Source organism: Roseiflexus sp. (genome assembly GCF_057785375.1).
In genome coordinates this window covers 16,314-37,089 of the sequence record NZ_JBYNRX010000111.1, presented here as the reverse complement: position 1 = coordinate 37,089, position 20,776 = coordinate 16,314, and the positions used below count along the sequence as shown (strand labels likewise).

Annotated in this window: 22 protein-coding genes and 1 riboswitch; of the genes, 13 read left to right on the top strand and 9 right to left on the bottom strand. The window is 61.6% G+C overall.

Features of this window, described 5'->3' with window-relative positions; translation table 11 throughout:
- Positions 1–16: 16 nt before the first annotated feature.
- Positions 17–466, top strand: coding sequence for a pyridoxamine 5'-phosphate oxidase family protein (locus tag AC3EA7_RS22245; protein WP_488616271.1), 450 nt, complete (start codon positions 17–19; stop codon positions 464–466).
- Positions 467–478: 12 nt separating this feature from the next.
- Here the strand turns inward: AC3EA7_RS22245 and AC3EA7_RS22240 are convergent, their stop codons facing one another.
- The 4 genes from AC3EA7_RS22240 to AC3EA7_RS22225 are packed head-to-tail and all read right to left on the bottom strand — an operon-like array spanning position 479 to position 4,885.
- A complete protein-coding gene (locus AC3EA7_RS22240; RefSeq protein ID WP_488616270.1) occupies positions 479–1,651 on the bottom strand; it encodes a mandelate racemase/muconate lactonizing enzyme family protein in 1,173 nt (390 codons plus the stop codon).
- A gap of 19 nt (positions 1,652–1,670) precedes the next feature.
- Complete coding sequence (locus AC3EA7_RS22235) at positions 1,671–2,948, bottom strand: M24 family metallopeptidase (RefSeq protein WP_488616269.1); 1,278 nt, start codon at positions 2,946–2,948, stop codon at positions 1,671–1,673.
- Between the two features lie 20 nt (positions 2,949–2,968).
- Positions 2,969–4,126, bottom strand: coding sequence for a galactonate dehydratase (gene dgoD, locus AC3EA7_RS22230; protein ID WP_488616268.1), 1,158 nt, complete (start codon positions 4,124–4,126; stop codon positions 2,969–2,971).
- 54 nt (positions 4,127–4,180) lie between these two features.
- Positions 4,181–4,885 carry a FadR/GntR family transcriptional regulator gene (locus tag AC3EA7_RS22225; protein WP_488616267.1) on the bottom strand — a complete coding sequence of 235 codons (705 nt, stop codon included), beginning with the start codon at positions 4,883–4,885 and terminating at the stop codon, positions 4,181–4,183.
- A 261-nt stretch (positions 4,886–5,146) separates the two neighbouring features.
- On the opposite strand from AC3EA7_RS22225, the gene AC3EA7_RS22220 reads away from it, so the two are divergent.
- The 8 genes from AC3EA7_RS22220 to AC3EA7_RS22185 are packed head-to-tail and all read left to right on the top strand — an operon-like array spanning position 5,147 to position 13,413.
- A complete protein-coding gene (locus AC3EA7_RS22220; RefSeq protein ID WP_488616266.1) occupies positions 5,147–6,124 on the top strand; it encodes a succinylglutamate desuccinylase/aspartoacylase family protein in 978 nt (325 codons plus the stop codon).
- 15 nt (positions 6,125–6,139) lie between these two features.
- Positions 6,140–6,928 carry an SDR family NAD(P)-dependent oxidoreductase gene (locus AC3EA7_RS22215; protein ID WP_488616265.1) on the top strand — a complete coding sequence of 263 codons (789 nt, stop codon included), beginning with the start codon at positions 6,140–6,142 and terminating at the stop codon, positions 6,926–6,928.
- A gap of 12 nt (positions 6,929–6,940) precedes the next feature.
- Positions 6,941–8,071, top strand: a complete 1,131-nt coding sequence (locus tag AC3EA7_RS22210; RefSeq protein ID WP_488616264.1) for a M24 family metallopeptidase — start codon at positions 6,941–6,943, stop codon at positions 8,069–8,071.
- A 15-nt stretch (positions 8,072–8,086) separates the two neighbouring features.
- On the top strand, positions 8,087–8,899 hold the full coding sequence (locus AC3EA7_RS22205; RefSeq protein ID WP_488616263.1) for a creatininase family protein: 813 nt from the start codon (positions 8,087–8,089) through the stop codon (positions 8,897–8,899).
- Complete coding sequence (locus AC3EA7_RS22200) at positions 8,896–10,008, top strand: M24 family metallopeptidase (protein ID WP_488616262.1); 1,113 nt, start codon at positions 8,896–8,898, stop codon at positions 10,006–10,008. Before AC3EA7_RS22205 ends, AC3EA7_RS22200 begins: the two co-directional genes overlap by 4 nt.
- A gap of 10 nt (positions 10,009–10,018) precedes the next feature.
- Positions 10,019–10,867: an NAD-dependent epimerase/dehydratase family protein gene (locus AC3EA7_RS22195; RefSeq protein WP_488616261.1), complete on the top strand. Its 849-nt coding sequence runs from the start codon at positions 10,019–10,021 to the stop codon at positions 10,865–10,867.
- 21 nt (positions 10,868–10,888) lie between these two features.
- A complete protein-coding gene (locus AC3EA7_RS22190; protein WP_488616260.1) occupies positions 10,889–12,502 on the top strand; it encodes a TCP-1/cpn60 chaperonin family protein in 1,614 nt (537 codons plus the stop codon).
- On the top strand, positions 12,499–13,413 hold the full coding sequence (locus tag AC3EA7_RS22185) for a WD40/YVTN/BNR-like repeat-containing protein (RefSeq protein ID WP_488616259.1): 915 nt from the start codon (positions 12,499–12,501) through the stop codon (positions 13,411–13,413). Before AC3EA7_RS22190 ends, AC3EA7_RS22185 begins: the two co-directional genes overlap by 4 nt.
- A 6-nt stretch (positions 13,414–13,419) precedes the next feature.
- Here AC3EA7_RS22185 and AC3EA7_RS22180 read toward each other — a convergent pair whose 3' ends face one another.
- From AC3EA7_RS22180 to AC3EA7_RS22160, 5 genes are all read right to left on the bottom strand, one after another.
- Entirely contained in the window at positions 13,420–14,706 is a 1,287-nt protein-coding gene (locus AC3EA7_RS22180) for a DUF190 domain-containing protein (protein ID WP_488616258.1), read from the bottom strand.
- 14 nt (positions 14,707–14,720) lie between these two features.
- On the bottom strand, positions 14,721–15,095 hold the full coding sequence (gene crcB / locus AC3EA7_RS22175; protein WP_488616302.1) for a fluoride efflux transporter CrcB: 375 nt from the start codon (positions 15,093–15,095) through the stop codon (positions 14,721–14,723).
- A 191-nt stretch (positions 15,096–15,286) separates the two neighbouring features.
- Positions 15,287–15,655: a DUF5615 family PIN-like protein gene (locus AC3EA7_RS22170; RefSeq protein ID WP_488616257.1), complete on the bottom strand. Its 369-nt coding sequence runs from the start codon at positions 15,653–15,655 to the stop codon at positions 15,287–15,289.
- The gene (locus AC3EA7_RS22165) at positions 15,639–15,881 is read right to left on the bottom strand and encodes a DUF433 domain-containing protein (RefSeq protein ID WP_488616256.1); all 243 of its coding nucleotides are present in this window, start codon (positions 15,879–15,881) and stop codon (positions 15,639–15,641) included. The genes AC3EA7_RS22170 and AC3EA7_RS22165 overlap by 17 nt, the downstream gene beginning before the upstream one ends.
- 118 nt (positions 15,882–15,999) lie before the next feature.
- The gene (locus tag AC3EA7_RS22160) at positions 16,000–16,917 is read right to left on the bottom strand and encodes an AraC family transcriptional regulator (protein WP_488616255.1); all 918 of its coding nucleotides are present in this window, start codon (positions 16,915–16,917) and stop codon (positions 16,000–16,002) included.
- A gap of 102 nt (positions 16,918–17,019) precedes the next feature.
- Here AC3EA7_RS22160 and AC3EA7_RS22155 point away from each other — a divergent pair, with 102 nt between their 5' ends.
- The 4 genes from AC3EA7_RS22155 (at position 17,020) to AC3EA7_RS22140 (ending at position 20,568) form a co-directional block, all read left to right on the top strand.
- Positions 17,020–17,499 carry a DUF2269 family protein gene (locus tag AC3EA7_RS22155; RefSeq protein WP_488616254.1) on the top strand — a complete coding sequence of 160 codons (480 nt, stop codon included), beginning with the start codon at positions 17,020–17,022 and terminating at the stop codon, positions 17,497–17,499.
- Between the two features lie 19 nt (positions 17,500–17,518).
- Complete coding sequence (locus AC3EA7_RS22150) at positions 17,519–18,010, top strand: anthrone oxygenase family protein (protein ID WP_488616253.1); 492 nt, start codon at positions 17,519–17,521, stop codon at positions 18,008–18,010.
- A gap of 383 nt (positions 18,011–18,393) precedes the next feature.
- Positions 18,394–19,668, top strand: coding sequence for a PAS domain S-box protein (locus AC3EA7_RS22145; protein ID WP_488616252.1), 1,275 nt, complete (start codon positions 18,394–18,396; stop codon positions 19,666–19,668).
- 564 nt (positions 19,669–20,232) lie between these two features.
- A complete protein-coding gene (locus AC3EA7_RS22140; protein ID WP_488616251.1) occupies positions 20,233–20,568 on the top strand; it encodes an ArsR/SmtB family transcription factor in 336 nt (111 codons plus the stop codon).
- An 8-nt stretch (positions 20,569–20,576) separates the two neighbouring features.
- Positions 20,577–20,710, top strand: a riboswitch (cyclic di-AMP (ydaO/yuaA leader).
- Positions 20,711–20,776 lie beyond the last annotated feature (66 nt).

The following is a 20,776-nucleotide window of genomic DNA, read 5'->3' as shown; positions in this document are numbered from 1 at the left end:
CCGTTCAGGAGGATCTATGGCGACACTTTCGCAGGTGGAAATCGATGCATTCCTGGCTGAGCCGCATATTGCCCGGATTGCCACAGTGCGTCCCGATGGTCGGCCGCATATTGCACCGATGTGGTTCTGGTGGGATGGAACAAGCATGTACATGGAGACGCCGCCAACCTCGGTCAAAGCCAATAATCTGCGCGCCAACCCCAACTGTGCGATTGCCGTGGACATCACGCAGGGCGGGCTACGCTTCAAGGCGGTGATCCTCGAAGGGCGCGCCGAGTTGATCGACGATCCGGAGTATGCGCGCGCGATGGCGCGCCGCATTTACACGAAATACCTCGGCGAAGAAGGGGTGCAATCGCCGACGCCAGCGCAGATGATCAACAATCCGCACGTGATCATCAAACTGACGCCGACGCGCGTCATCACCAACGATGAGACGCGCACCGGGCTCGCTCCCATCCCGTGACTGCTGGCGCCGTCAGTCCGCACGGAACGTATCAAGCGCGTTGCGGTTGAGTTCGATGCCGAGACCAGGGCGCTGCGGCAGCGGAATAACGCCATCAACCAGGCGCAATTCGTCCGCTACGAGTTCTTTCCGCAGCGCCGACTCCGAAAGTTCGGCGGGTAGAAACTCGATGTAGGGGCAGCACGCAGTGGCAGCCGCCAGGTGCGCGCTGGCGGCGATGCCGATGCCGCTCTTCCAGCAGTGCGGTACGATCAGTCGCCCGCGATCAGCGGCGATCTGGCAGACTTTTCGCGCCTCGGTGAAGCCGCCGACCCGCCCGATGTCCGGTTGCAGCACGTCGATCCTGCCGCGATCCGCCAGGTCGAGGAACTCCCAGTGAGTGTTCTGCCATTCCCCAGCGGCAATCCGTATCGGTGAGTGATCAACCAGGAAGGCGTGACCGTCCAGATCATCGATGTCGAGCGGCGTCTCTAGAAAGAAAATGTCGTAGGGCTCCAGACCGCGCAACACCCGTAGCGCTTGCTTGGGATCGCTCCAGGCATAGGCAACATCCACCATCAGGGTGAAGTCCGGTCCGACCGCTTCGCGGCAGGCGGCGACGATATCGATGACATGCTCATCGCGCTCGTTCAAACCGTTGTGCGCATATGGTCCGTTGATGCAGACCTCCAATTTGGCGGCGCGATAGCCGAACTCCTCACGCGCGCGCCGTACCTTCTCAACCAGCGAGGCAGTGTACTCCGCCAGGGTGCGACCGGTCGGCAGCAATGAAGCATACGGTACGATGTGCTCTTTCACGGCGCCGCCAAGCAATGTATGGATGGGAACTCCCAGCGCTTTCCCTTTGATGTCCCAGAGCGCCATATCGATCGCGCCGAGTGCGCAAATCAGCGCTCCACGCCGGCCATTCATCTTCGATCCGGCGTACAATTTCTGCCAGATGGCTTCGGGTTGCAACGGATCAGCGCCAATTAGCATTTCTTCGATCCCTAACCCCATCGAATGCGTGCCACGCGCCCGAATGCATTCACGTGCAATCCAGGGATTGACATCTGTCTCACCGATGCCGACAATCCCTTCATCGGTGTGGACCTCAACCACTAGATTGTCCTGCGCCGAAGAACTGGCGCCGGTATCGACATCCGGCACAACGAGGACATAGCAATCGATGCGCGTGATCTTCATACTCTCTCCCCTGCGTACACTACGCAATCACAGGAATCGTCTCCGGTGCGCGGCGTTGGAGGGGTTCACACCCAGTCTCGGTGACGACGAATTGATCCTCGAGATCGAACCATCCCCATTCATTGGCAAAGATCGGTTCACACGACACGATCATGCCCGGCTCAAGTACGAGGTGACAGTCAGGATGCACCGAGATGCCGCCGGTGTTGAACAGTCCATGTCCGATGCGTCCCGTTAACCGCTGTGGTAATCCAAGGCGCTGCTCCGTGCGGGCGCAGGCGGCATAGACATCCGAGCAGCGCACGCTAGGACGGATAACCGCTTCCATTGCGCGAACGCACTCCCACGCCACCTGATACCAGTAGTCAACTGCGGCTGGTGGTCGCCCGATGTGCCAGACGCGATCGACATCGCCCCAATACCCTGCGTATGTGACGCCGCTGAGGCAGCGGGAGACCGTATCGCCAGGACGGAAGATGCGATCAGTGGCGATTGCGTGGAAGAGCGCCGAATCACCGTTGATTGGGTTGCGAATATCCCAGGCGCCGGTCGGCGTATAGGCGTAGGCGCGGTCGCCGTACTGTGCAGCAAACGCCGTAGCCAGGCGCTGATGGAACTCACGCTCTGATATGCCTGGCGCCAGGATGTGCGGTGTCTGCTCGTGGATCCAGACGCCAGCTTCGCATGCCAGACGGGTGCGCTCGATTTCGAGCGGAGTATGAATCTGCATCAGACGCCGAATGACAGGCGAGCCATCGACCAGCTGCGCGTGCGGCAGCATGTCGCGCAATCTCAGAAAATCGTTCACTGTGATGCCGAGCGTCATGCAGTCGCCGAGTTCACAACCGACACGCGCGTGCGCAAGACCAAGATCAGCAAAGATGCGCGGTATCTGCCAGAGGCCCCAGATTTCGGAGCGGGGCTGTTCGGCAGGATCGACCCGTTCAACGATTGCGCGGATCTCGCTGACCCACGTCGTCCGGCGTGTGGTGTTGAAATGCTCGCCGGCCGCAGTTGGCGGCATGTAGAGATAGTCGCCGTCGTGGGTCAGAATAAACCAGGTCGAGCGCGCCTGGCACTGATCGTGCCATTCGTGCGGTTCACGCAGGCTGGTGAACCACCATCCGATGGCGCTGCTGGTGATCGCCAGCGCATCGAGGTTGTGCGCTTCCATCAAGCGCCGCGCTCTGGTAATGCGCAGCAGATATTCCTCGTGCGGGATGTCGTGACCGAGATCATACGAGGGATATGTGAGCCAACTGTCGTATGCATGTGCCAGTGTGTCGTAATCGAACATGGAAGCACTCTGCCTGGCAATCAGTCGATGATCGCATTTTCCGCCTGAAACGAGACGCCCCACGCTCGCACACGCGGCGGGTAACGCGCGATTGCGACTTCATTCAGTTCCACCCCCAGACCGGGAGTGGTCGGCAATTCAAGAAACCCATTCCGGGCGCGCACCGGCGCTGGGTCGACGAGCACCTCGTCGCGCCATGAGGCAGACCAAAGATAATCGTCGGCAGGCATTTCCTGGATGCTGAAATTGGGCAGATTGGCGACCAGATGCAGCGTTGCCGCAGTGCAAACCGGACCGTGCGGATTGTGCGGCGCTACGCCGATGGAGCGCGCCTCGGCGAGCGCCGCGATCTTTTTGCACGCCAGCAACCCGCCGACAAAGATCACGTCGGGTTGGATGTGACTGACCAGACGACGATCAAGGATTTCCCAGAACGCTGATGCGGTGAAGACGCGCTCGCCGGCAGCCAGCGGGATCGGCGCATGTGCGGCGACGTGCGCCAGCGCATCAAGATGCTCAGGCGGAGTCGGCTCTTCCATGAACAGCGGGCGTAAGGGCGCAATGTCACGCGCAAGGTGAATGGCCGTCGTGGCATCCAGTCGTCCGTGACATTCGATCAGGAGTTCCACATCATCGCCGACCGCCTCGCGCACTGCCTGGATCTGACGAACGACATACTGCATCTGCGCTGGCGTCAGCGTGAGAAAATTCGCTGGCAGCGGATCCCATTTCAGCGCCGTCCATCCTTCGGCGACAGCAGTGCGCGCCTCTTCGACCCGCTGTTCGATGGAATGACCGGACGTCTCTTCGCTAATGTGGGTGTAGCAGCGCACGCGCGTGCGACAGGGACCGCCAAGCAGGGTGTAGACCGGGACGTTGAGCGCTTTGCCAAGGATATCCCACAGCGCCATTTCTATCCCGCCCAACGCCGCAAGGAACACAACGCCGCGGAAGAAACTGCTATGGTACAGGTTGCGCCAGTGATTCTCGATCTGAAACGGATCCTTGCCGAGCAGATACCCCTTGATCTCCTGGAGCAGCGCAACGACGGCGCGCTCTTGACCCGGCAGGGTGGCTTCGCCCACGCCGACGATTCCTGCATCGGTGGTGATTTTGACGAACACCCAGTCGCGCCAGTCGGCATCGACAACAAAGACCTGCATGCCGGCGATTTTCATGGCTTCTCTCCCGGCTCTGGAGGTTGCGGAACACGTGGCGTCAACCCGGCAGAATCACCCGGCGTCATCGGCGATTTCACCCAGGCGATGCGCTGCATGGCGCAGATGTGCATCCATTGCCTGGCGCGCGCCTTCAACATCGCCGTTACGCACCAGTTCGAACAACTCGCGGTGCGAATCGATCTCCCAGCGCAGATAACTGTGCAGGTCGACGGTCTGCCTGCCGCGTGCGCGCAGCAATTCGTAGAGTGACAGCATAATGTTGAGCAGCAGGTTGTTGTGCGCCGCCTGCGCCAGCCCGACGTGGAACAGCGCCGAGAGTTCATAGGTCGGTTCGCCGCGCTCCAGCGCCTCCTCCGCCGTGGCAAGCATGGTTTCGAGCGCCGCCAGGTCCTGTTCGTTGGCGCGTTGCGCCGCCAGCCCGATAATGGCGACTTCGATAATTTCGCGCGCTTCGAGCAGTTCGGCGGCGCCGCTATCGCCCAGCAGCACGGAGAAAATGTCAGGACGCAGGTACGAGGTGACATCGAGGGATTTGACGACAGTGCCGACGCCGGGACGCCCTTCGATCAGGTTCAAACGGGCAAGCCCCTGCAGCGCTTCCCGCACCGTCGAACGCCCGACGCCAAACTGCTCCATCAGTTCACGCTCGGTTGGCAGCCGGTCGCCGGGTTTCAGTTCGCCGCGACGAAACTGATCAAGGAATTGCTCAACAACCGACTCGGCAAGGGTTTTGCGTGACGCAGATTTGAAGGTCATATACTGTCATAATATCAGACAAATTGGCAATACGCAAAGAGTGTAGCATACGGACTCTGCCCTGTCAAGGAGAGGCCTGCCAGGGGCCGCCGGGTTGCAGACTGCCAGCGTCTGACAATTCACGCCCGGACCCCATTCACAGAGGGCGCTATCGTGAATTGACAGCCCGTAGCAGCCGTGCTACACTATCGTCAGTTCATCAGACAAACTGATCTTTTACTCCGCTGCTCCTGCTCCCTCAACGCTGGTGACGAGACGGGTATGGTTCAGATAGTTGCAGAGCCAGATTTGCGGTATCGTGCATTCCGCCGTGAGCGCCTGCGCTGCGTCGTTGCGCCATCGCTCGACGGTGCATCGCTGACGGTTCCGATCGAGATCATCTGCGGCGCTGCCGACGGTCCACGGCTTGCGGTTATCGCCGGCGTGCATGGCGATGAACTGGAAGGCGTCCGCGCGGTTCAGACGGTGAGTACGGTCATCGATCAGCAGCGCCTGAACGGGACCGTGCTGTTGATTCCAGTGGCGAACATGGCGGCGTTTACCGCGCGCATGCGGCGCAGTCCGCTCGATGGCGTCGATCTCAACCGCGTCTTTCCGGGTCGTCCCGACGGGACGATTTCCAAACGCCTGGCATACCTGATGGTGCAGACCCTCCTGGCGGACGCCACGCTGGTCGTGTCGTTGCACGGTCTCGGCGCATTGGGCATGTTGCTGCCGTGGATGGAATTCGTGGATATTCCCGGTCCGGTCGGGCAGGCGTTGCGTGCTGCGGCGCTCGCCTTTGGGTTTCCCGACCTGATGCCGCTGCCGCTGCTGCCGGGCGTGCTGATCGCTGCGCTGGCGCAACGCGGCATTCCGGCAATCGAAGGGGAAATCGGCGGTATGGGCATGATCGATCCTGCCAACTGGCGGCGCTATGTGACCGGCGTGATGCAGGTGATGCGCCATTTGCGGATGATCGCCGATCCGCCAGTGTATGTCGCCGAACCGCGCTACTGGGAGTTGCGCTGGGTCCACGCGCCAGCAGGCGGATGGTTTGAGCGACAATTTGCGCCCGGTGATCGCGTGATCTGCGGCGAGGAGCTTGGGACGATCATCGACCCCTTTGGTGAACCGATCAATAGCGTCGTGGCGCCATGCGACGGCGTGGCGGGCGCGTGCCAGATGGTTGCGTCGGTGCATCCCGGTGATCCGGTGGCGCTGGTCTGGTCGCCGTCGCGACCGCGCCACGTTGTTTGAATGCGGGAGCGTTTCATGGTTGATCTCAGCATGCGCTTCGATGGGCAGGTCGCGATTGTCACCGGCGCCACTTCAGGCATCGGGTTGGCGACGGCGCGCCTCTTCGCCGCGCGCGGCGCAGCAGTCGTGTTGACCGGCAGACGCGCCAGTCTCGGTGAACCCGCTGCCGCTGCCATCTGCGTCGATGGCGGGATCGCCCGTTTTGTCGCGGCTGATGTTTCCGATCCGGCTCAGGTGGAGCATCTGGTTGAGGAGACGCTGCGCTGCTATGGGCGCATCGACATTCTCTTCAACAACGCCGGCATCAGTTCCAGCGGTCGATTCTGGGAGCAGCCCGTCGATGAATGGGAGCGCATGATCAGGATCAATCTGCTTGGTCATTTCTACTGCGCGCGCGCTGTGACGCCCCACATGCTCGACCGCGGCGGAGTCATCATCAACATGTCGTCGGTGCTGGCATATGCGACGCTGCCGGGTCTGACGGCATACACGGCGTCGAAAACAGGAATTATCGGGTTGACCAGAGCCATGGCGCTTGATCTGGCGGATCGCGGAGTGCGGGTTAACTGCATCGTGCCAGGCAGCATCGATACGCCGATGATGTGGGAGGGGAAAGATCGCAGCGCGGTTCCGCTGGCGATCCAGCGGGAGGCGGCGGAGGCGGTTCCCCTTGGGCGCGTCGCTTCGCCCGATGAGATTGCGACCGCAGTAGTGTTTCTGGCGAGTCCGGCGGCGTCGCTCATCACCGGCGCCGTGTTGATCGCCGATGGCGGATTGCTGGCGAAGATCGCCACGAAGTATTGAGTGAGATGAGCAATGGCTGGCAGAGCATTCTGTAACCGAACCGCTCTCGTTGAGCGCATGCGTCGAGACGGTTTTGATGCACTCATCGCTGTAACGCCGGCGAATGTCACCTATACGAGCGGTCTCGATCTCTACACGCAGACGTTGATCCCGGACCGCATGGTGATGACGTTGACCGACGCCGATGGGGCGTCGCACCTGGTGATCTGGGGCGGAGAGCGCGACAAGGTCGAACGTGATGCGCAGGTCGCTGGCGTTTCGTATTATGCGGAATTCGGTCAATCGCCGGTGGCGACGCTCGCGGAAACTGTTGCCCGGCAGGGGTTGCAGCGCGGGCGCATCGGCGTCGAACTGCGCTTCTTCCCGGCGGCGGCGTTTCAGGAATTGACCCGTTTGCTGCCGGAGGCTCATTTTGCCGACGGCGAAGACGTGTTTGCCGGCGCGCGCATGATCAAAACCGCCGATGAGATCGCGTTGCTCCATCGCGTGGCGTGGGTCATGGATCGCGCGGCGCAGCTGGCTGCTGGGCTTGCCCGCCCTGATGAAACCGAACGCGCATTCGCTGGGCGAATCGTCGCCAACCTGCTCACGCTGATGGAAGAAGAAGTCGCCGGACCGGACGCGATCGTTGCGGCTGGACCGAATGCGCCGGTCATGCATCATCTGAGCGATCACCGCCCGATCCGGCGCGGCAAGATGGTGCGTTACGGCGCCAAATGCAGCGTTCTCGGCTATTGGTGCATCATCCTGCGCATGGCAGCGATGGGGGAAGCAACTCCGCAGCAGATCGACGCCTACGCCCGTTTTGCCGACATCTACCACAGCACGCTGGAACTGCTAAAGCCAGGGGTGCGCGCCTGCGATGTGTACGCCGCTTGCCAGCAGCATGTCGAGCGGCGCGGCATGCGACTGATTTCGGAGAAAGTCGGGCATGGCACCGGGCTGGCATTCCGCGAGTCGCCGATCCTGCAACCCGCCGATCAGCGCGCGCTGCAACCCAATATGGTGCTGGCTTATGATTATCTTGTTCTCGATGAACACGGCGCGCCGTTCCATATCGAAGACCGGGTGCTGGTGACGGAAAAGGGACCGGTGCTGCTGTCACACATCACTGACACCCGCACGCTCGCAATTCTTGGGTAGCATTGAGGAGCCGCTATGCGCAAGCATCTCTACGCCGCCATGACCCACGAAGAAGTGAATGACGCCGTGCTCGAACAGCGCGTCGTGCTCATTCCGGTTGGTCAGCTTGAAACGCATGGACCGCACCTGCCGATCGACGTCGACGTCGTGCAGGCGACCTATGTCTGCGAAGAAGCAGCGCGCCGCGCAGCGGAGGATCTGCTGGCGGCGCCGCCGATCTACTACGCCTTCTCCGAGCACGTCATGGATTTTCCAGGCACAATTGCGATCCGCCCGACGGTGCTGATCGAGTATCTGTTCGACATCGGGCACAGTTTCGCCCGTCAGGGATTCAAGCGCATTGTCCTGGTGAACGGTCATGGCAGCAACCGCTCGATCTGCGAAGTCGCCACGCGCATGATCACCAACCACACGACCGCCATGTGCGCCACGCTTGACCACTGGACCCTGGCGCGCGAGAAGCTGGCGGAGATCCGCGAGTCGCCGATTGGCGGCACGGCGCATGCCTGCGAGTTCGAGACCTCGGAGTATATGTATTTGCGCCCCGATCTGGTGCGGCATGACCGGATTCAGGACGAATTCGCGCCGGATTACCGTCCCTGGCGCTCCGACGATTTTGCCGGCGGCGGTCTGGTGCATTTCATGGAGTTCTGGAGCCAGCGGTCGAAGAGCGGCGCGGAGGGTGCGCCATCGCTGGCGACGCCCGAAAAAGGGCGTCAGTTGCTCGAGGCGACGATTGAGAAGCTGATCGAGTTTGGACGCTGGTGGAAGACGCTGACCTTTCCGCCGCGTGTTGATCACCGGGTAGCGGGGGCGGATCGGGTATGACCATCTCTGCCAATCGGCTGGCGACTCTGAGCCGGGCTGTCGCTGACGCCGGATTCCACGGGCTGATCGTCAACCAGACGCCTTATATCTTTCACCTGAGCGGGTGGCTGCCGGCGCCCGGAGCGCCTGTGTTTCTGGTCATCGGACCGCGCAGGGTCATCCTCGTGGCGCCGTCGGACCCTGAAGCGCCTGGATGTATCTGGGATCAGACGCTGCGCTACGACGCCTGGCGCAGCGATGCGTTGACACCAGCGACAGACCAGGCGATTGCCGCCTTGCGTGAAGCGGTATCGGATGCCGGGTTGCACCAGGCGCCCGTCGGCGCGGCGCTCGATGCGCTTCCAGCCAGCATCGCTCTTGGTCTCTCAGACGATGTCCGCCTGCACGATGCGCGCGATGTCGTGTTTCAGGCAACCGTGATTAAGGACGTCGCCGCGCACCAGGCGATCCGCGAGCGCGTCGCCATGCTCGACCGCGCCTTCGCAGCGGCGGCGCTCGCCATTCGCCCTGGCGTGAGCGAGTTGGAGGTGTACGGGTCGATCTGCACCGAACTCGCTCTGGCGCTCGGCGCGCCGCCGGTCGTCGAGTGCGTCTTCGGCTCAGGACCGCGCACGCTCGCCAGCGAGCCGCAACCGACGAGTCGCATCCTGGCGACCGGTGATATGGTGCTGATCGATCTGTTTCCCAATCTTGGCGGGTATGTGGCAGACTATACGCGCTGTTTCGTTGTCGGCGCCGCAACCGATGCGCAGCGCCAGCAGCACCTGGCGCTGGAGCAGGCGTTGGCGGCAGCGGAACGCGCCCTGCGTCCGGGCATTGCGGCTGCCGATCTTGATCGCCTGGTGCGCCATGTGATCGAATCGGCGGGATACGGTCCCTGGTGTTACCAGCACCACACCGGTCACGGCTTTGGCGTGCTGGCGGTCGAGCCGCCCTGGATTCTTCCGGCGAGCGACGCTCTTCTGGCAGAAGGGATGGTCATCGCCATCGAACCGGGGATCTACCATCCCGAACACGGCGGCATGCGGCTCGAAGGGAACTATATCGTGACGGCGGACGGATGTGAGTCGCTCGCCGGGTATCCGGCGACCCTGACCGAGTGCAGGTGAGGAGACGATCATGCATGTTCTGGTAACTGGCGGAAGCGGCAAAGCCGGGCGGTGGGTCATTCCCGAACTGCTCGATCACGGCTATCGCGTAACGAATGTGGACCTGCGTCCGTCGAGTCAGGCGCACACGTTCTATGCCGATCTGACCGATCTGGGGCAGACGTTTGGCGTCCTCGAAGGGAAGGACGCCGTCATTCATCTGGCTGCCATCCCGTGGCCCGGCGAACACCCTCCCGAAGTGGTGTACCGGGTGAATACCCTTTCGACATTCAACGTACTTCAGGCTGCCTGCGTTCTCGGCGTGCGCACCGTCGCGCTGGCGAGCAGCGAATCCACGCTCGGCTTTCCCTTCGCGTTTCGTCCGATCCGTCCTGAACGCATGCCCATCGACGAAACCCACCCGCTGCTGGCGCAGGACGCCTATGGGTTGTCAAAGATTGTGCTGGAGGAACTTGGGCGCGGCTTTGCTCGCCGCGATCCGCGTATGTCGATCGTGGCGCTGCGTTTTTCATACATACTGCCGCCAGATGACTATGCAACGGAATTGAAGCGCGCGTGGGACGATCCGCTTAACAACGCTTTCAACTTCTGGGCATATGTCGATGCCCGCGATGCGGCACGCGCGTGCCGGCTGGCTATCGAATGCCGTCCCGAAGGGTTTCATGCGCTCTACATCGCCGCGCGCGACACGCTCATGCGCGAACCGACGCTGGATCTTCTGCAACGCATCGACGCAATGCCGCCTACGGTTGCGCCGCACTTTGGTGGGCGCTCGTCGCCGCTCGACTGCACCCATGCTGCGCAGACGCTTGGATGGGAACCGCTCTATTCCTGGGAGACAGTCGTTGGTTCCTCGTAAGTTCTGAAGACAAAGGGCGTTATGCTTCAGCGACCGGATGTTTTGTTTCAGCCCGCAGCGTGGCAGCATTTTTTACGCGGTGTGCGCTGCATGACGGCTGCGCTGCGCCCGACGCTCGGTCCATTTCCGCGCGGTGTGCTGGTCGTACCGGAGCGCGGCATCGGGCGCGAACCAGAATGGCTCGACAGCAGCGGGTTAATTGCGCGCCGGGTAGTGCGGCTGGCGGACGAATACGCCGATCCGGGCGCGATGTTTGTGCGCCACATGGTCTGGCGGCTGCACGAAGATGTTGGTGATGGCGCCGCCACGGCTGCGGTCATTTTCCAGGAATTGATCGAGCAGGGGATGCGACATGTCGCCGCCGGCAGCGACCCGCTGCGTCTGCGATGCCATCTCATTGCCGCCATGGAGTCGATCTGCGTGGCGCTGACAGCACAGGCGATGCCACTCGAAGGACGCCAGCAGATCACGAGTGTTGCCGAAAGCCTGTGCGCCGATCCGCTCATCGCCGCAACTCTTGGCGAGGTCCTGGACGTAATGGGCGCCGAGGGATGCATTGACATACGCTCCGGCATTCGCTCTGGGATCGAGCGGGAATATACGGAGGGCATGGTGTATGAAAGCACCATCCTCTCGCCGCGCCCTCAATCCGAAGGCATCCCTCGCCAGATTGAACTGGAACAGGCGGTGGTGGCGATCAGTGATCTGGAGGTCGCCAACCCTCACGATCTGCTCCCTGCCATGAAGCAGGCGCTGGCGTTGGGAGCGAAAGCGCTTGTGTTGATTGTCGATCATCTCGCTGACGAGGCGCATGCGTTGCTAGAGATCAACCGTCGCAATGGCGTTCTTTCCTCATTCGCGGTGCGCGTGCCGGGGTTGCGGCGTGAGGAGCAGGTTGCGGCGCTCGAAGATATCGCCGTATTGACCGGCGGCTTCCCGCTGCGCCGCGAGGCGGGCGCGGCGCTCTCTGCCATCACGCCGGCGCATCTGGGGCGGGTGCGGCGCGCCTGGGCGAGTGCGAGCCATGTTGGGCTTGCCCGCGGCAACGGCGATCCACGTGCATTGCGCTCGTATCTCGATACGTTGCGTCGTGCATTCGAGCGTGCAGCCAATCCGTTAACGCGCCGCGATCTCCAGCAACGGATCGGGCGGTTGCGCGGCGGCAGCGCGGTTGTGCGGGTCTGCGGCGCCACGACTGCTGAAACTTCCGCCTGTCTCGCGCTGGTGCAGCGCACGGTGCATGTTCTGCGTGGCGCACTACGCTCCGGCGTCGTTCCTGGCGGCGGCGCGGCGCTGCTGGCATGTCGCCAAGCAGTGCGCACCATGGGCGCCGATGATGATGCGGCTGCGGCATGCGCCATGTGGCGGCGCGCGCTGGCGGCGCCTGCCCGTGCTATCGCCGCCAACGCGGGCTGTGACTCCAATGCCATTATCAGGATGCTCGACTCGCTGCCAGCAGGATATGGTCTCGATGCACGCTCCGGTCAGTTGACAGACATGCGCTGCGCCGGGGTCCTCGACCCGGTTGAGACGCTGATCGCCGCCGTTCGCGCGGCTGGCAGCAGCGCGGCGCTGGCATTGACCATCGAGGCGCAGGTGTACCGCCGTTCGCCTCCCGCATCAGTTGAACCATGAATACCGCATTCGATGAGCCTGATCCGGTCTATGCGCTGGCGGCAGCAGCAGGAGTGCTGTTCGCCGGTCGCCGGTCTGGTCTGGTCGCTTCCAGCGATGGCAGAGTCTGGACATCCCTGCCGGTAGCGCCGATGGCGGGTGAATCGTTTTCGGTCACCGCTCTGGCAGTCGCACCTGAAGAGGATGCCGTATTCGCTGGCGGTCACGGATACGTGGCGCGTCTCGCCACCGATGGAACACCGCAGTGTGTGAGCATTCTGCCGCGCCCATCGCCGCTCGTGACGGCGCTCGTCGTCTCTCCCGACTATGCGCATGACGGCGTTGTCCTGGCGGGCACAGCCGAAGATGGGGTGTTTCGCTCGATTGATCGTGGTGAACACTGGACGCCGTGGAATATTGGTTTGCTGGATCACCGCATTATCGATCTGGCGATTTCCCCGGCATTCGCAGGTGATGAAACAGTGTTTGCTGCAACCGAAACAGGCGTCTTCGTCAGCACAAATGGCGGCCGTTCGTGGCGCATGTCGGCATTCTTCCGCGAGAGCGATCTGGCACTCTGCCTGGCGGCATCACCCTCTTCATCCCAAGATTTCGTAGTGTACGCCGGAACGGAAGGCGGCGCGCTACTGGTTTCGCACGATAAAGGGAGAAGATGGAGTGAGATTCCAGGAGTCGCCACAGACGATCAACCAATCAATGCGCTGGCATGCGTGACTGATACAACCCTGGTCATTGGGCTGGCAGACTGCCTGATGCTCATCGAAGGCGTCGTCGATCTGCATCCACATGTTGTGAAGGACATAGCCTGTCAGAGCGTCACGGCGCTGACCTGCCTCGTCTCTGCACTGGGCGTGCTCATCGCATATGTTGGCGGCGTTGACGGACTGATCACGCGCCTGCGATTGCGCTGATCGGCGTCACGCGCTCCGGCTGAGCGCCGCCAGCACCCCGGCACGCCCGACCATGCCGGCAAAGCGCCCATCGGCGTCAACGATCGGGATGCGCTTGATCTTGTGCGTCATCATCAACCGCACCGCATCGGTGATCGGCGCGTCGGCTGGCAGCGTGATCACCGGCGTGGTCATCACATCGGCGGCGGTGCGTCCTTCGGCGGCGACTTCAAGACCAGGCGGGCGGGCGCCACCGCCAAACCAGGCTGCCAGCGCGCGCAGCGCGCCGGGGCGCACCCGCTTCGCCGCACGGCGCAGCACGTCGCCGTCGGTGATGATGCCGACGACGCGCTGATGCTCATCGACGACGACGACGCGGCGTTTGTCGGTTTCGAGCAGGCGGTCGAGAGTTTCCGCCAGCGGCGTATCCGGGCGCACTGTTGGAATATCGGTCATCATGATTTCGCTGACGCTCCGTGGGGCAGCGGCGGACAACGCAATCTCCGAGGAAGGGCGCTGCCGTAACCCCTCAGCAACGGTGGCGAGCAGATCGGAGCGGCTGACCATGCCAACTAGCCGATGTTGCTCGTCAACCACCGGGAGGCGCTTCAAGCCGCGATCCGCCATTATTGCCGCCGCTTCCGCCAGCGGCGTCGTCATTGGCAGCGTGACCGGGTTGGGCGTCATGAGATCGGCTGCCGTGTGGGCGCGTTCGGCAAGCGTCTCAACCGTTGCAGCGCGCTCCGCCAGCGACAGTTCACGCTGCAACGCGAGCGGCAGTTCGGCGCCGCCGCGGGTGAGCAGATCACCGTCGGTGATAATGCCCACCACATGGTTCTCGTCATCGACCACCGGCGCCGACCGCAGGGCGCGATTGATCAACAGTTCCACAATTTCGGCAATCGGCGTATCGGGATGGACACTGACCACCCGGCGGGTCATGATGTCGGCGACGGTCATATGCGCCGGGAAGGGTCCGATCGCGCGCGAGGTGTACTTGAGCACATCAACCGTCATGGTGGTGATCAGCCCTTCGCGCACCATGCTCATAATTTCGGGCATCACCCGCGCCACCCGGTCGGGGCGATCCACGAACGTCACGATGATCGGCAGATCGCTGCTCAGTTCGACGAGCGATGCGGTGTGGATAAAACTGTGCGCGCCATACCCGGCGATGCCGCGCAGTACCGTACCGCCGGCGACACCGTTGCGCTTGAGCAGTTCGAGGAGCGCCAGCGAGAGCGGACGCCCATGCCACTGATCGCTTTCGCCAAGAAAAATCCAGACCTGCTGTGCACTGCCGCTCAGATCCACGTCGATCCTCCTTGCTACGGCAGCAGCCGCGCGACGCCGGCGCCCAGGAAGACGCCGACCATGCCAAGCCCGAAACTGCTCGCCAGGTAGATGCCCGCCGCCCGCCAGCTGCCGCTCATAATGAGCGAATAAGCCTCAAAACTCAGGCTGGAGAACGTCGTAAAGCCGCCGAGCAACCCGGTGACGATCAGCAGGCGCACCGGTTCGCTCAGACTCAGGCGCGTGGTCGCCAGCACCAGCACCAGCCCGATGACAAAACTGCCAATCACATTGACGATCAGGGTGCCATACGGAAACGAAGCGCCCCAGCGCTGCGCCGCCCAGAGCGACAGACTGTAGCGCAGATTGGCGCCGATTGCCGCGCCCACGGCAATGGCGATGATGTTGATGAGGGCGCTGTTGAGCACGATCCGTCCCCCTGCCGGTTTCACAGACGCTTCTCCCCTTCAAACAAACACCTCTACGGCAGACCGAAACGGTCGTTTCCGTAGAGGCTATTAGCCGGCGCGCGGCGTTCTGCGAGCCTCATCGCATGACGTTGTATCATTGTACCGCCGAGCGATGGCGGAGTCAAGTGTTGTTATGACAATAATGGAAGCCGGCGAACCCCCAGCCGACGCTCCTGAACGGTGACGGCGTCCCCCTGCTCCAGAACCGATTGGCACTGCGTCAGTACCGCTTGCAATAGACTGACAATCGCTGCTGCCCGCAAGCCTTCGATTCGAATGCGAATAACCGATGGAGCAGCAGCGCCCGAAAGAGCGAGAATCTCGTGGAAGTCAGCATCAAGAGTGACGACAACACGCTGCTCATCTCGGGCAAGCTGCAAAATGGTCGCATCCTCGGCTGTGGCATATCCGATGTCACCGACATGGACGGCATCGATGCCGACAGCCCGGAGCAGGTCCACCGCTGTGCGTGGCAGACCCTGATCAAGCAGTAGTTTCATGCATTACCGGCAATTCGACAACCCGATCATCGAGGCACGCGGCAGCATAGAGTAAAGCCTGGCGAATATCTTCGTCCTCGAGTTCAGGATATTCCCGATGCAGTTCGTTACGACCAGGGTAGAGCGCCAGTAATTCAATAACACGGCGAACCGTCAGTCGCAAATTGCGAATCGATGGTTGACCGTTCATGCGTGCTGGGTTAATCGTTATACGGTCGAATTTCATGACCCCCTGGACTCCTGCTTTCCCGGACAACGCAATCGACAACCAGACACGATGTGTTCAGATGACGATGCTTCAGGTGCATTGTACCCTGGCTATCGCCTGACCGTCAATAAAGCGATCATTCCGGCGTTGCGCCGTATCGCTTCCGGTATGCTCCCGGAGCAATGCCCATTTCGCGCTTGAAGGCTTTGCTGAACGCCGCTTCGGAACGATATCCGACCCGGACAGCAATCTCGCCTGCGCTGGCGCGGGCATGGTCCGTCAGCAGGCGCATCGCCAGTTGCAGGCGCCAGCGCCGGAGATATTCCATCGGCGGCGCCCCTGCCAGTGCAGTAAAACGCGCTGCGAAGAACGACCGCGAACAGGCGACTGCTCGCGCCAGGGAAGCGACCGTCCAGGGATGCTGTGGTTGGGTGTGGATCAGATCCAGCGCCTTGCCGATCAGGGGATCGTGCAGTGCGCCAAGCCAGCCGCTGTGCTCCACTCCTTGCAGTTCGACCCAGTGCAGCATGATCTGAATAAACAAAACGTCCGCCATGCGGCGCAATACCAGTTCTCTGGCAGGTCGCGCGGCTTCCGCCTCGGACGCCATCAGCGCCAGGAGGCTGCTGAGCGCGCTGCCCTCGCTGTGCGGGATGCGCACCACGCGGGGCAGATGCTTCAGCAGTGAGTACGTTCCGATATGCTCAAAATCGAACGTACCGCACAGGATCACCGTCGTGGGGGCGTCGCTCCAGCGCATCAGGGCGCACTCACCCCACTGGTCGAGTTCCAGGTTGCGAAAGAGCGGCGCATCCGGCGTTTCCACAATGGAGTGCTCGTCGCCTCCGGGAAGGAGCACAACATCTCCCTCATGCAACGGCGACAATCCGGCGGCGCCTTCCACACGGAGGTAGCCGTTCCCCCGATGCAGAACGTGAAAGACGGCGCACGCACACGGCGCAAAGTGCAATCCCCATGGCGATCCCAGCTCGGAGCGGCAGTACACGCTGCTTTTCAGGCGTACCGTGTTCAAAATGTGGGTCAGCGAATCCATAACTCTGGACAAAAAGCAAAGAAAGATAGACGAATTACTATAGACCGTCCAGGCGGTTTCGATTATAGTCCTGGCATAGACACCCGTCAATGGAGGTTTGCCATGCACCCGCCGCCTGAAGGCGCCCAACCGCTGCTCTACACGCTCCTCGTTTTTGTGCATATCTTCACCACGATGACGGCCGTCGGACTGAACGCAAGTTACGCCATCTGGATTGTGCGCGGCACGAACGATGCCGCCAGCCTGCCGTTTGCTTTGCGCGGGGTCAAGGTTCTTGACGATTATGTGGCCACCCCCTGTTATCTGGCGGGCGGCGCGACCGGCGCCCTGATGATTGCCATGGGCAAGCCGGTCGCACCATTCTTGTGGGTGGCGATTGGACTCTATGTGCTGGCGATGGCGCTCGCATATGGCATATATACGCCGCTGCTCAGTCAGCAGATCAAAACGCTGGAAGCCAGGGGAGTGGAAGATGCGGAGTACCGCGCACTGGCGCGGCGTTCCAATCAGGTTGGCGCGGCAATGGGCGTGTTGGTGGTAATCATTCTGGCGCTGAAGACTTTCGAGCCGCCCTTGTGGTGAGCAAAGAAGGGAGCATTCTGTGCGAAGCATTCGTATCGTCCACACGCTGTTCACCTTTGGTATTGGATTATTTGCCGGCTTACTCTACACCTTCGAGCAGGGCGTGATCCCTGTGCTGGCGACCCTGAGCGCCGCCGAATACACGAAGGTGGAACAGGGGTTGATTCGCGCGTTGGATGCCTTCCCGACCGGCGTCATTGTGGTGGCGAGTCTTTCCATGCTGTTGCCGCTCTATCCGCTGGTGCGCCGCTGGAAGGAACGCCACACCGCATATTGGCGGCTGACGGCGCTGGGGTGGACGCTCTTTTTCTTTGGGGTTGGCGTGTTCACCATTGTGCTCAATGTGCCGATCAACAACGCCGTGCTGAGCTGGGATCCCGCCGCTCCGCCTGCCGATTGGGAAAGCGCGCGCACGACGTGGAACAGCCTGAACGCCATTCGCACGCCGATCAACTACCTGAGCTTCCTGCTGATGATCTGGGCTGCGTTTGAGGCACCAGGAGAGCAGTGAACACGAGGCGATCCCATCCCTGACGTTCACAAAGGAACTGGTCGCACTCCGTTGCGTGTGGGTGAAGAGCCAGCGCCCCTGCCAGGCGATCGGCGTCAACGGATCGTCGCCTGTTCCGCTAAAGTCCCTGCGAGGCTGGACTGCGAACCGGGCGTCGCTCCAGGCGTCAGAGAAACACAGGATGCCGTCTGACAATGCATGCCCGCTCCCCCTCAAACTTATCCCCTCATCTCTACGATCGCGATCATTGCAGAACGGTTGAGAAAAGGTTATGCATCTGTAATCGAACCATGGTCGTTTTCCAGGCGATATTGCAGTACACTGGGCGCAATAAGGCGTGATTGCGCCTTTGGGCGCCGGTGTGACACAACGAGGTGGCCTGCATGTCGCTTACCACAATCAACCACGAAACTGAAGCCGAACTGGCGCGTCTGCGCCGGCGCATCGCCGAATTGGAGGAACGCCTGGCGCGCACCGAGGCGTCGTCCGGCGCGTTCGCGGCGAACTTCGAGGTGCATCGCGTGCTCGATGCGCTGGCAGTGCCGATTTTCTACAAGGACGCTGAGGGGCGCTATGTCGGGTGCAACGAGGCGTTCGCTGCATTCCTGGGGCGCAATCGCGATGAGATTATCGGCAAGACCGCCTATGACCTGGCGCCGCCGCACCTGGCAGAGGTGTATCATCAGGCGGATCTGTCGCTGATGCGCCAGCGCGCCGTGCAGGTCTACGAAGCCGAGGTGAAGTCCGCCAATGGCGACAGTCAGTTCGTCCAATTCTCGAAGGCGCCGATCATCGATGCCGCCGGACATGTGATTGGACTGGTCGGCGCAATTCAGGACATCACCAGGCGCAAGGAAGCGGAACAGCAGACGACGCGCCTGATGGAAATCCTCGAAAATACGCCCGATGTGATCGGCATGGCGGACGCGCAGGGGCAGGTCGTCTATATGAACAAAGCCGGTCGGCGGTTGCGCGGTCTTTCGTCCGACGCCGATCTTGCCGGGATGCGGATCGCCGATTTTCATCCCGCCTGGGCGGTGAAAATAATGTACGATGAAGCCATTCCGACGGCGGATCGCCACGGGTACTGGAGCGGCGATCTGGCGATGCTCAACGCGCGCGGCGAGGAGATTCCGGTCTCGCAGGTGCTGCTGGCGCACCACGATGCGGACGGGCGCCTTGCCTACGTCACCGGCATTATGCGCGATATTTCGGAACGGCAGAAGGTCGAACGCGCGCTGCGCGAGCGTGAGATCCAGGAGCAGGTGATCGAGGCGCAACGCGCAGCATTACGCGAATTATCCACTCCGCTCCTGCCGATCTCGTCCGATGTAGTGGTGATGCCGATCATCGGCACGGTCGATAGCGCCCGCGCTCAGCAGATTATGGACACGCTGCTCCAGGGGGTGGGCGAGCACCACGCTTCGCTGGCGATTCTGGATATTACCGGTGTCAAGGTGATGGATACACAGGTCGCCGGGGCGCTGCTCCACGCGGCGCATGCGGTGCGGCTGCTCGGCGCGCAGGTGGTGTTGAGCGGCATCCGCCCCGAAATTGCGCAGACGCTGGTGCATATCGGCATTGATATGCGCGATATTGTGACGCGCGGCACTCTGCAACAGGCAATTGCGTTTGCACTGGAGCGGTTTCGGCAGTAGACAGTTGGGCGGGCAGGGCGCGAAGGATGTGCTGACGCCACCGGCCTGCGGATGTCTTTAACCACCAAGGACCCGAAGCGCACGAAGGGGAATAATGAAGCGCATGTCCTTCGTGTCCCTTGGTGACCTTCGTGGTTTCGTGGTTACGGCTTAACCGCCAAGAACACGAAGTGCACAAAGGTAATGAAAACATGAAGTGCATGTCCTTCGTGTCCCTTGGTGACCTTCGTGGAAGTCATGGAAGGCTTCACCGCCAAGGACCCGAAGCGCACGACGGGGAAGAACCATGAAGCGCATTGCCTGGGTGTCCCTTAGTGACCTTCGTGGTTTGCTTTTTGCGGCGAAGTCATATATGTGTACTGCACGTTGGTCGTGCCGACAAGTCTACGCATATTTCACCTTTCCTGCGCCTTCCACACGACCATCATCTTGCTCCAGACCACCCTCCGAAAGCGAGGCGCCTTCCCCGTCGAAGGTCGAGTCTTTGTGCGGCGCGCTTGACGTCGCATAAGTATCGTTATATTCTAAAACTGCAATGTTTGAATATTTAGAGAAGGCGGTTGTGTGAACGACCCGGTCCGCCAGTTCAAAGCCGAGTTCTTCAAGGCTTTGGGTCATCCTGCGCGTCTTGCCATTCTCGACCATCTGCGCAACGGCGAGAAGAGCGTCAATGAACTCCAGGCGCTCCTGGGGTGCGATCAGTCCACCGTGTCACAACAACTGTCCGTGCTGCGCAACCGCGGCATCGTTGAGGGGCGGAAGGAAGGGACGACCGTCTATTACCGCGTGCGCGATCCGGCGGTGTTTCGCCTGCTGGACGATGCGCGCGAGATTTTCAACAATCAGTTGATTACCACGCAGGAGGTGCTGCAACACCTGAGCGAGGTCAGCCCGACGTAATCCGTTGTGACAATCGAATGCCGAAGCTCCGATGACGGGGCGCGGGGGAAGCGTTTGTGTGGGGTGAACGTTGCGTGTGCAACCAGGGCGACCTTTCGGCCCGAACCCGTCAGCGTACTTCGCATGCATACCGAAAGGCTCGTTTCCGCATCGGCGGAAAGAGCCTTTTGTTGTTCTCGGCGTTTGTCCGTGATGTGGGATGGCGCTC

Bases quoted from the DNA above. Each gene is read 5' to 3' on its own strand.
- AC3EA7_RS22195 (WP_488616261.1), top strand. From the start codon at position 10,019: ATGCATGTTCTGGTAACTGGCGGAAGCGGCAAAGCCGGGCGGTGGGTC.
- AC3EA7_RS22225 (WP_488616267.1), bottom strand. From the start codon at position 4,885: ATGACCTTCAAATCTGCGTCACGCAAAACCCTTGCCGAGTCGGTTGTT.
- AC3EA7_RS22170 (WP_488616257.1), bottom strand. From the start codon at position 15,655: ATGAAACTACTGCTTGATCAGGGTCTGCCACGCACAGCGGTGGACCTG.
- AC3EA7_RS22245 (WP_488616271.1), top strand. From the start codon at position 17: ATGGCGACACTTTCGCAGGTGGAAATCGATGCATTCCTGGCTGAGCCG.
- AC3EA7_RS22190 (WP_488616260.1), top strand. From the start codon at position 10,889: ATGCTTCAGCGACCGGATGTTTTGTTTCAGCCCGCAGCGTGGCAGCAT.
- AC3EA7_RS22145 (WP_488616252.1), top strand. From the start codon at position 18,394: ATGTCGCTTACCACAATCAACCACGAAACTGAAGCCGAACTGGCGCGT.
- AC3EA7_RS22155 (WP_488616254.1), top strand. From the start codon at position 17,020: ATGCACCCGCCGCCTGAAGGCGCCCAACCGCTGCTCTACACGCTCCTC.
- AC3EA7_RS22220 (WP_488616266.1), top strand. From the start codon at position 5,147: ATGGTTCAGATAGTTGCAGAGCCAGATTTGCGGTATCGTGCATTCCGC.
- AC3EA7_RS22200 (WP_488616262.1), top strand. From the start codon at position 8,896: ATGACCATCTCTGCCAATCGGCTGGCGACTCTGAGCCGGGCTGTCGCT.
- dgoD (WP_488616268.1), bottom strand. From the start codon at position 4,126: ATGAAAATCGCCGGCATGCAGGTCTTTGTTGTCGATGCCGACTGGCGC.
- AC3EA7_RS22215 (WP_488616265.1), top strand. From the start codon at position 6,140: ATGGTTGATCTCAGCATGCGCTTCGATGGGCAGGTCGCGATTGTCACC.
- AC3EA7_RS22240 (WP_488616270.1), bottom strand. From the start codon at position 1,651: ATGAAGATCACGCGCATCGATTGCTATGTCCTCGTTGTGCCGGATGTC.
- AC3EA7_RS22165 (WP_488616256.1), bottom strand. From the start codon at position 15,881: ATGAAATTCGACCGTATAACGATTAACCCAGCACGCATGAACGGTCAA.
- AC3EA7_RS22160 (WP_488616255.1), bottom strand. From the start codon at position 16,917: ATGGATTCGCTGACCCACATTTTGAACACGGTACGCCTGAAAAGCAGC.
- AC3EA7_RS22205 (WP_488616263.1), top strand. From the start codon at position 8,087: ATGCGCAAGCATCTCTACGCCGCCATGACCCACGAAGAAGTGAATGAC.
- AC3EA7_RS22235 (WP_488616269.1), bottom strand. From the start codon at position 2,948: ATGTTCGATTACGACACACTGGCACATGCATACGACAGTTGGCTCACA.
- AC3EA7_RS22185 (WP_488616259.1), top strand. From the start codon at position 12,499: ATGAATACCGCATTCGATGAGCCTGATCCGGTCTATGCGCTGGCGGCA.
- AC3EA7_RS22210 (WP_488616264.1), top strand. From the start codon at position 6,941: ATGGCTGGCAGAGCATTCTGTAACCGAACCGCTCTCGTTGAGCGCATG.